General features: G+C 46.7%; 8 protein-coding genes and 1 pseudogene. 3 read left to right on the forward strand and 6 right to left on the reverse strand.

What is annotated here, in order from left to right:
- Positions 1 to 633 (forward strand): ATP-binding protein (locus NDI52_RS34070; protein ID WP_348257134.1); only part of this gene is annotated, 633 nt, incomplete at its 5' end.
- An 8-nt stretch (positions 634 to 641) separates the two neighbouring features.
- Here the strand turns inward: NDI52_RS34070 and NDI52_RS34075 are convergent.
- The 3 genes from NDI52_RS34075 to NDI52_RS34085 all read right to left on the reverse strand — a co-directional run bounded on the left by NDI52_RS34075 (position 642) and on the right by NDI52_RS34085 (position 4,124).
- Positions 642 to 1,991: an ATP-grasp enzyme gene (locus tag NDI52_RS34075; protein WP_348257135.1), complete on the reverse strand. Its 1,350-nt coding sequence runs from the start codon at positions 1,989 to 1,991 to the stop codon at positions 642 to 644.
- 61 nt (positions 1,992 to 2,052) lie between these two features.
- Positions 2,053 to 2,889 (reverse strand): class I SAM-dependent methyltransferase, encoded by an 837-nt coding sequence (locus NDI52_RS34080; RefSeq protein ID WP_348257136.1) that lies wholly within the window; start codon positions 2,887 to 2,889, stop codon positions 2,053 to 2,055.
- Positions 2,886 to 4,124: a sedoheptulose 7-phosphate cyclase gene (locus NDI52_RS34085; RefSeq protein WP_190773772.1), complete on the reverse strand. Its 1,239-nt coding sequence runs from the start codon at positions 4,122 to 4,124 to the stop codon at positions 2,886 to 2,888. Before NDI52_RS34085 ends, NDI52_RS34080 begins: the two co-directional genes overlap by 4 nt.
- Before the next feature lie 1,824 nt (positions 4,125 to 5,948).
- Between NDI52_RS34085 and NDI52_RS34090 the strand changes: the two genes are divergently transcribed.
- Together NDI52_RS34090 and NDI52_RS34095 are read left to right on the forward strand one after the other, a co-directional pair.
- Positions 5,949 to 6,815: a FecR family protein gene (locus tag NDI52_RS34090; RefSeq protein ID WP_199330865.1), complete on the forward strand. Its 867-nt coding sequence runs from the start codon at positions 5,949 to 5,951 to the stop codon at positions 6,813 to 6,815.
- 27 nt (positions 6,816 to 6,842) lie between these two features.
- Positions 6,843 to 7,292 (forward strand): hypothetical protein, encoded by a 450-nt coding sequence (locus tag NDI52_RS34095; RefSeq protein ID WP_348257137.1) that lies wholly within the window; start codon positions 6,843 to 6,845, stop codon positions 7,290 to 7,292.
- A gap of 33 nt (positions 7,293 to 7,325) precedes the next feature.
- Here NDI52_RS34095 and NDI52_RS34100 read toward each other — a convergent pair whose 3' ends face one another.
- The 3 genes and pseudogenes from NDI52_RS34100 to NDI52_RS34110 form a co-directional block, all read right to left on the reverse strand.
- Positions 7,326 to 7,868, reverse strand: coding sequence for a GTPase (locus tag NDI52_RS34100; protein ID WP_348257138.1), 543 nt, complete (start codon positions 7,866 to 7,868; stop codon positions 7,326 to 7,328).
- Positions 7,868 to 8,755 (reverse strand): DUF4388 domain-containing protein, encoded by an 888-nt coding sequence (locus NDI52_RS34105; protein ID WP_348257139.1) that lies wholly within the window; start codon positions 8,753 to 8,755, stop codon positions 7,868 to 7,870. Before NDI52_RS34105 ends, NDI52_RS34100 begins: the two co-directional genes overlap by 1 nt.
- Positions 8,756 to 9,244: 489 nt before the next feature.
- Positions 9,245 to 9,402: pseudogene (locus tag NDI52_RS34110) on the reverse strand (IS256 family transposase); the annotation flags it as partial.

Here is a 9,402-nt window from a genome sequence, read left to right on the forward strand (position 1 = left end):
AATGCAATAAGATTGTCGTTATTCATGGTGTATCCTCGTCTGGTCTTTTTCCTTATCCAGCAGGATACGCCGTTTCTTCTCCTTTACTCATACACCACAAATAAACATAGCTCGAAAGAGGTCAACATTCATGACGGTATCGACAGTACTTTGATGATTTTACAAAGCCGGCTCAAAGAGGTCGCGGGCCATCCTGGTATTAAAGTTATCAAGCAGTATGGAGACTTACCCCTGGTTGAGTGCTATGCCGGGCAACTCAATCAGGTATTTATGAACATTCTTAGTAATGCAATTGATGCGGTTGATGAGTTAACGAAGAAATGCTCATGTGAGCAGCTTCAACAGAACCCTTTAACAATTGCAGTTGTTACTGAGAAGATTGACGATCGCTATATTCAGATTCGAATTTCTGACAATGGTGGAGGAATCAGTGAACAAGTTCAGCAACGGTTATTTGAGCCATTTTTTACCACTAAACCCATCGGTAAAGGAACTGGCCTCGGATTATCCATCAGTTATCAAGTTGTCGTTGAGAAGCATGGTGGCCAGTTAACTTGCCATTCAGAGCCGGGTAAGGGCACACAATTTGTAATTGAGTTGCCCCTGAAGCTTAACAAGTTAGTTCCGGCCTGACTGACCCGCTAATCGCCACCCAGTTCAACGAGTTTGCCAATATTGAAGTCAATGCGAACCCAACCAGCTCTGCGGCGGAGATTATCGAGCAGCAACAAAGGTATCTGCCAGTGATGTACCATCAAAAATGGCAGTGGATCATCGGGTGCAAAGATAGCGTCTTTGCCCTGACGGAGTGTTTGCCACCAGGAGCGCAAATCAGCCAGCGATCGCACTTCATTCAGCCGCCAAATCTCGTGATAAAGCCAGTAAACGGGTTTGCTGGTTGCTAAAGGTCGTAACGGTTCAGCTAACGGCTCATCGGAGAGATAGGCATCTGCAACGCCGGGATGGTTGTAAAACATTGTGATTGCCGAGTGGGTACGAGGATTGCACTCAATCGCATACACCTGTCCATCTTCTGATTGAATGAAGTCAAACGAAGCTTGTCCGCTCAGATTGTATGCCTGAACAAACGTGCTAACCCACTGCTGGATTTCCGAGTTTTCCACTGAACTGTAGTTGACTTGGAAGGCAGAGGATTTACAGCAGCAGTGCAACCGCAGTTCCCCATCACGCACTGTGCTGTGGGTGCAATACTCCTGCCCCCGAATGAATTCCTGCATAATCCAGGGTTTGGCTGGGCTAATCGGTAAGCTGCGAACAAACGCTTCGGTCTCCGGGCGTGTCGAGCAGGGTAGTTTTGTTAAGTCAAGCCGTCGTACTGAATCGTAGGGGATACTTTTGAGGATGTAAGGGTGAGTTTCACCGGAAAAATCAAAGTCTAGTACCTGTTGAGGATGGGTGATCAGGTATGACTTGGGAACAGATAGGCCGATTGCCCTTGCCGCTTCTGCAAATGCAAACTTATCATCCAACATTTGTGTTACGGCTGGATCGAAGTGGAATACTTCACAGGCACCAGCCAGCATAGATTTTGCTAGCGAATCGTAGTAGCTTTGGACAGGACTACAAACAGGAACGTAGACATCGACCTGCTCTTGCTTTGCAATGGCTAATAATGCTTGGATATAGGCGTCTGGGTCTTTTTGGGGTGCCGGAATTGTGTAAAAACAGTCGATACTGTTTGAAAATTGATGTCCTGTCAGCCAATACTTCTGCGTTTCTGCCAGAATGACGCGATGGCCGGCCCTATGAAAGGATCGAGCTAGTTGAAGGGCTTTTGTCATTTTGCCGCCTGTCAGCAAAATCGTCTTGGGCGATTCGGCAAACGGTATGGCAGGACGATTCCATATCCAACGACGAACCAATGCGCCTAGAACAATGCTGAGATTAAAGGGTAGAGCAATTAGCAGGGCAGTCAGCGCAGCTAAACTTTGCACGATCGCCCTCATCTGCCCCAGAGGAGAATTCACCATGGGTCAAATTCCAAATGTTAGGAGGCAGAGTCAAGAAAATGATCTGCCTCCGTTTCGTGTTTTAAGCAATACGGCGTATCAGAGTGACACCATCGCGCAGGGGCAATAAAACCTGCTCAACCCGTCGATCGGACTGGACGGCCTGGTTGAACCGAGCAATTGCGGCTCCATTTGCGGATGCATTTGGTAAATATGCCTGACCCTGTAACAGAGTGTTATCAGCACAGATGAAACCGTCCAATGTCAGCAAGTTAAAGTCGAGCAGGAATTGAAAATACTGAGCATACTCCTTCTTGTCAGCATCAATGAAAACGAAATCAAAGGATTGGCCTGTTTCAGCCAGTTTATGCAGTGTTTCCAGGGCAGGAGCGATCGCAATCTCGATTTTGCCACCATGGGGGGATCGATCAAACAATTCTCGCGCTAATCCTGCCACATAGGAATCCACCTCGCAGGCTAACAATGTTCCGTCCTGTGGCAAGGCTTCAGCCATAGCCAGGGCCGAATACCCTGTGAACATGCCAATATCGAGAATACGGCGCGATCGCGTCATGGCCACAAACATCTTAAGTGCCTGCCCCTCGATATGGCCTGAAAGCATTTCCTGCTCAAGCTGTCGCACAATACTGCCATCCGTAAAGTGCTGGTTCCAGGGTTCATTGCGGGTACGAGTGGCGATCGCCGCCAAATCAGCAGATTCTGGAGTTGTGGATTGCTCCAAATAGGGATCCAGTCCGGCTGCTAACTGGTAGGCTGATTGCAGCTTTGCCATAAACTCGGTAGGCATATTCGTTTGCTCAGCCTGAGCCACAAGCTCGGCTAGCTGCTCCACCAGAATTCCTAAAGGTGTAACGGGACGGACGCGATCCTCTATCGTCCTACTCATGATGCTAGTCATGCAACATTGCTCCCCACCAGGTCTTGCTGAGCGCTGCGGATGTAGGCGTCCACCCCTGCCCCTTGGCGTGGATAGCCCAGACACAATTGTTTGTGCTCACGCAGAGCCGTATCTAACTCCTCATAAGTGAGATCATTCACAAAAAAGCATTCCCCAATGGGGCGGGGCATGGCTGCTCGTTGCAAACCATCGCGGGTTTGGGTAATGGATTGTGTTGCCTGCCAAAGCAGATCGCTATCCAGTAGGGGATGGTCGAGAGCTAATCCTAAACGGCTCATGAGGGTCAGGATGCGATCGCGCTCAGACAAGGTGATATAGCCTCGGCAAGCAGCAATTGTGGCAGACAGTGCCATATCAATATTGACGGCATGACCGTGCAGCAAGGGGACGCTGGGTGCAAGTTCTAGTGTGGGGCTCCAGGTGTGGCCGTACGCAATGACGCGATCGAGCATAAGTTCATGCAGATTAGGCGTTTCTAGCTCCAGCATCGTCTCAATGGATGCGTAATTGATGCGATGGGCTGCGGCCTTCAGGGCTGCACTGCCCCCCAGGTAACCAAAGTGCGTGCTAAGCAGTTCTTCTGCGTATTGATCCAGCAGATTAAACACCTCTGCATTAGCGACAACAGCAATCTTGACCAGTTCCGCCATGCCGTTACGCACCTGATCCGTTGGCAGAGTTTTGAGAAATGAGAAATCTAGCAAAACTTGTTTGGGGGGATGATAAGCACCCAGGCGGTTCTTCAACTTATCGTGATTAACAGCGACCTTGATCGCGACTCCGGCATCAATTAAACCAATTAGTGTTGTTGGAACGCGAATGAAATTAGTGCTGCGACGGTATGTGGCGCATGCAAATCCAGCAACATCTAGAACAAGCCCACCTCCAACTACGAGGACAGGTTCTTTCCGAACCAGACCAAAACTTGCAAAGGCATCGACGATCGCCTGCAAAGTAGCCATCGTTTTCGCCGGTTCTTCAATTTGAATGGCAAAGATCGTCAGATCAATGCCGTAATGCTGAAAATACTGCTGCATCTGTAATCCATACAGCCGATTCACATTGTGGTCGACAACAGCTAAACAGCGGCCAAAGCGTTGATAATTCTCGGCTAGGGTTGCATTCTCAATTTCAAAAATACAATCAACAAGTTGCAAGTCAAATGCAATCTTTTCATAGCCTTCGACATGAAATGATGTAGCAGTAGCCGTGCACTTTGCTTCAACGATACTCATTGGTTTGCCCTATTTTTGACGACGTCGACAAGGGGCTGTTTGAATTGATTTTTCACACACTACACGCACGAAAAACATCCCTTCCAGGGATTCTTCAAACAGCCTTTGAAATGATGAGGGAATTGCAAAACACAGCCAGAACAAATCTCAACGGCCAGTATTGCCCCAAAAATGGCAAGAACTAGCACGGCGAAATGCCCTGCATTTTTTGCAATTGAACAAGCTTGATCAACCAAAAGATAATATCCAGGTCAAGAGCAGAGTAGGATGCTCTTTGGCCCAAGGCAGGACGATCACTAGGCGATCGCACCTTCTAATGGTTCAGCAATTACCAAATTGTCGCCAAAAACTGGATCGTCATAAATACTGTCAGACGGATTGATTTTGCAAACTGCCAGTATGTGACAATCCCAAAAACTCCTGGAATTTGAAGCATGGGAATAGCTAGAAACTATCCGTACAGTAATAAGCCTATTTTAGGGATGGTTCATCCAAAAGGAATAGATTGAAGGAATTTCCGCTGTTGAGCGAAGATATAGCAATCTCAAATGAATTGTGAGAAGGGGTAAGGGCAAAGCACAACCATCTGAAAAATTGCTGACTTATGCTTCTGAAGCGATGAAACGTGGGCAATCACCGTGCTCAGCGAACACTTCTCGCCAATGCTCCGAAATGGTTGCCCACAATATGTCTAATTTCAGCTAGTTTGGTGAGAGGTAGCGAGCAATTAGCGAATAGCTCTACCCTTACAAAATTGCTACCAAAAGATCACATAGCTCTTATCCAAAATTAGATAGTTGATTCACTGTTTTTTAATAATTGCTGGTTATCCTCCATTCCCAGTGGCTCCGTCTTTTTCACATAACCTCCCTTATCCCATTCAAGTTGCAACTTATTTCATGAAGGAAAGCGATCTAGCAGCCCCAAGAATGGTGTATCTATCAACGAGTAGTTTGCAAGAAATACCTGCAAACTAGCTCAATGAGATCGAGACTATACGTCTATCAACTACCTGCACCCAGGAGATTCAGAAACAAATTCAAACTATTCCGTAGCTATTGAAACAGTCTTCATTGATGACGTGGGAATAACCCAGTAATGCGTTATGTATAGAGTATCTCTAGCAGCATCTGTAGCGTTCACATCGCATCTAGAAACAATCAGCAACTCTACCCTTTTGGCAATGTTTGATTATAGTTTCGGTTGCTATGCCAGTAAGATCGATTGAATTGAAAACTGAGATTCGGCAACTGTTACACTCACAAAGTGCTGGAGTTCATCTCAATTGTGAAAATCGATCACTTTTGGATCAGCGTCAGTAACTAGTAGTTGTTGGAATGTTACTCAATTTAGAGCATACATGATTGGGGTCATGCCATTTTTATCACGTAAGTTGGAATTAGCTCTAGCATTCAGCCTTTGTTGAATATCTCTAAAAAACAGACTGCACTGTAGCAACCAGGGGTCCCTTAGAAGGCCAGGATTGGGTTCCCAAAGGGTTAGGCTGCATAGCTCAATCTATAAATCGTAAAAGAACTTGTGAAAGTTACTTCTAACTTCACGATATAGCTGCTTGGTTCTTGCTGAGGCAGGATAGCGATCGCCTTTCCAAAATAAAGTAGGCACATCTATCGCTGGATAGAGTTTAGGGTGGATGCTGGGTCAGCAAACAGCAGATCGAATCCTCCAGCCGTTAAGCGCGTCTTTTTTTCCCGCAGTTATCCTGTGTTTTCCTCATATCAGCTGTATTTTTTATTTGCTGACAACCAGAAAATTCTCAGGTGTATTTGCTCTGCTTGTAGAGGGTATTATGAGCTACAGTTATTGCCCAATGGCTCCTTTAGCGATAAAGACGTGTATCAAAAACGCCTCAAATTCCTAATATCCCTTCTGTTCATCCTGGTAATTCTAGGTTGGTCAGGGCAGCTTCTAGCACAACTGTTTCCAGTCAGAGTTGATCGTTGGCTAGAAGTCCGAGAACTATCGGGTAATGTCAGCTACCACCATGGGCAAACAACTCGTCCTGCTCGCCCGCAAGATAGACTGTCAGCCATTGGGGATACGATCACTACAGGGCGCAATTCCGCCGCTAATCTTGTAATTGATACGGGGATGGGATCTGTTCAGGTTGCTGAAGCAACGACTGTTCGGGTTCAGCAGCTTGATACGGCCTCTGATGGCGGCAGGATCACTCGATTGCGTGTAACGGGCGGACAAGTACGGCTACAAGTTCGCCGGCTTACCAATCCCAGTTCAACATTGGAGATTGAAACTCCAGCCGGTATTAGCGGTGTGCGCGGCACTGTTTTTGGAATTGGTGTTCAGCCCGATGGTAAAACAGGGGTAGCTACTCTAGAAGGCCAGGTTGTTGCTATGGCTCAGGGTGAGCAAGTTCCAATTAGCGGTGGGCTACAAAGTTTGGTTGTACCCGGATCACCGCCAACTCCCCCTACACCTCTAAGGGAAGATCCTCGTCTGGATTTAAGGTTGTTGGCATCGATTAATTCACGAACAGCTCGCATTGCAGGTCAAATAGATCCGGTTAACTTATTGTTGATCGACCAAGAACCACAAACTGTAGATCTAACAGGACAATTTGATCTGCAAGTCCCGTTCTCTAACCGCCGTCTTGTTGCCACCGTCATTACGCCTTTGGGAAGCCGACGAGAGTATCAACTGAGTGTTCCTTAATGTGGTTTACTCCCTGAATTAAGCCTTATGAGTAATTTGGTTAATCGATTCATTGCAAGTATTGCGTTGGCTCTTGCGGGTAATTTGGTAATGCCCTGCCCATGGGCTCTCTCCGTACCTGAACAGGTTATTGCACTAACCCCATTTGCCGTCGAACAAGCGCAATTTGTCAGTTCAAATCATCATTTACGGCCTTCTACTGCTCAACCCTGTACAACCCAAAATCAGCAAGCCCAGGGAAATGTTACCTTCATTGGCCGCATTGCCGGGGCTCCTTATGTTGTGATTGTGCCTGCGTACCGGACTAATACCTTGATAGCTGTGCGTCAATGTATACCAGATGCATTTCAGACAGATTCCCGTTTGGGACCTTATGTGCAGGCTGGGGTCTTTCCCAACCGTGATCAAGCTGAGGAACTGGCTTACTATTTACGTACTCTTCATTTAGACGCTCGAGTTATCTATCGTCCTGAGTAGCTATTCATCAGTTGTATGAGTAAAAAAGTGGAACTATTGTGAAACGGGAACTGCCATCATAGCTTCAATAAGCGTAATTAACGTTTTAGAGACAGCCTCGCGATCGGTTGCATCTAAACACACTATTGGAGGACGTCTACGTTCATTTGATAATCCTAAAGCTAGGGCAATAGTGTCAGGTGTCCAGGCATCGGGGTAGTCTACATGAGTAAGGCCAATCACGATGGGAATGCGAACACGTTGATGTATAGAGCTGAGAATGCGACGGCTGTAGTGTAGCCCTTGAGGACGATGTGCATTGACCAGCAGAATATACGCATGAGCTTTGTCAATGAGAGTATCCCGCGTGAAATCAAATTGTGCTTGTCCAGGTGTGCCATAGAGATGCACGACTTGGTTCGGTCCAATGGTGAGACGACCAAAATCAAACGCAACGGTCGTATCCTGTTTTAGAAAAGCGGGCTCATCATTTGTATGGTGTTCAGTATCGGCTACTTCAATCTCACTAATCGTCCGAATGAAGCTAGTTTTGCCAGCACCAACAGTGCCTGTGACCACAATACGCAGAATTTCCATTAGGGTTTGCTCCGTAGAAAACCAACGAGATTTTGGAGGAGGGAATGGCTCATCTTGGATTTCTGTTCTTCCTCTAGCTTCCTTTCGTCAAAGAGCGACGGGAGATCTGTCGAATTCTCGAGCATGTCAAATGCATCAATGGTTGTTGATGCCGTTACTGTGCAAGGAGCCAAGGGAACTTCCTCCACTAAGCCAACCAGCATCAAACGGAACGCCGCTTGCTGAACTTTGCTTGTAGGCTGATTGAGTTGCTGGGCTGTATCTCGCAGGGAAACGGTTCCTTTGGCAAATTCCCACACTTGCCATTCTAGAGAGTTGAGACGAATTTGAGGTTTGCTTGGGACGATACTTTGAATGGCGGAATCCCCATCTGGTAAAGTATCTCCGAAAGCGTGCCAGTTTTTGAGGTGTCTTAATCCTGAGAGGGCTACTTCCATAGCCGAGGCGCTTAAACCGGTCATTTCGCTAGAGGGAAGCGATGCCTGCCCATCGAGGTCAAATTGACCTGTACAAGATTCAAACAAGGCCCAGATTTGTTGCAACTGAGCGACAAACAACAGATTTAATTGCTCTGAGTGAAGAGCACCCTGCATTTTGAGCGTTAATCCTAAAGGAGTGCCAGATTTTGCGAGGCCGTTCAGTCGCTCAATCACCCGTTGGCTCAACCAACCTTTTTCTGCAATTTTTGACCCTAGCCCTCTTCCATCCAAGCGATCCGAAACCGCAACGACCCGTCCTTGACGGAACCAGACATGATAGTTTTTCACGTCGGATTCATGAGGATTGGCTGAAACACGAAGCGTGAGTCGACCAGATTTGCGTCCCTGGTCAATCATTCTGAAAAGCTCAGCTAAGGAAAAGTCTTCGAGGGAACTAGTGAGAGTCATGATGTAAGCCCAAACTGGTAGAGCGGGGAGAGAGGCTTATTTCAGCGGTGGCTTTGCCTTCAGCGATTTGCTTCTCTTGATTATTAAGTTAGGGTCTAAAGGTGAAGAACTTGGGGAGATAATGAGCCAAATTTAATTTTGTACAGGTTTCAGGCTTACAACGCTTTGCGCTTGAATTAGCCACGGTTGTTTTTGTGAAAGCCGAGCGGAGTGAGACTCTCACAAAAACAACCAGATTTTAAGCGCTTCAAAAGCATTGTAGTATTGCTGAGCGCTCAACTCTGGTGATTGACCGTGATTGACAAGAGATGATACAAAAGCGGGTTGCAGAGATCAGTTACTCAACAGTTGATTGCTGGGCCTGAATACATGCACACCCGAGTGTTGTTCATGGTCAGTAGATAGCAAACAAGCGTTTTGAACGTGCGAAGTACGCCCAAAACGCTCCAAAAGGAGAGTGTTTAGATTTTTGTGTAAGCCTTTAGATTTTTAATAGTTGAAGCGTCCTGGAAATAGGATAGCAAAATGAGACAAGGCTGCCTTCCAATTTTTTATCGGTCGATTCCATCGCTTAGCAATGTTGTTCATTGCCAAATACATCAGCTTGAAAACAGACTCCTCATCTGGAAACACAGCCTTGGTTTTAA

The sequence above is a fragment of the Leptolyngbya sp. PL-A3 genome (assembly GCF_039962325.1).
In the GTDB taxonomy this organism is placed as follows: domain Bacteria; phylum Cyanobacteriota; class Cyanobacteriia; order Elainellales; family Elainellaceae; genus Vacuolonema.

What these genes read in the sequence shown, in the direction of transcription:
- NDI52_RS34075 (WP_348257135.1), bottom strand. Translation starts at nt 1,991, where the DNA reads ATGGTGAATTCTCCTCTGGGGCAGATGAGGGCGATCGTGCAAAGTTTA.
- NDI52_RS34085 (WP_190773772.1), bottom strand. Translation starts at nt 4,124, where the DNA reads ATGAGTATCGTTGAAGCAAAGTGCACGGCTACTGCTACATCATTTCAT.
- NDI52_RS34095 (WP_348257137.1), top strand. Translation starts at nt 6,843, where the DNA reads ATGAGTAATTTGGTTAATCGATTCATTGCAAGTATTGCGTTGGCTCTT.
- NDI52_RS34105 (WP_348257139.1), bottom strand. Translation starts at nt 8,755, where the DNA reads ATGACTCTCACTAGTTCCCTCGAAGACTTTTCCTTAGCTGAGCTTTTC.
- NDI52_RS34100 (WP_348257138.1), bottom strand. Translation starts at nt 7,868, where the DNA reads ATGGAAATTCTGCGTATTGTGGTCACAGGCACTGTTGGTGCTGGCAAA.
- NDI52_RS34080 (WP_348257136.1), bottom strand. Translation starts at nt 2,889, where the DNA reads ATGACTAGCATCATGAGTAGGACGATAGAGGATCGCGTCCGTCCCGTT.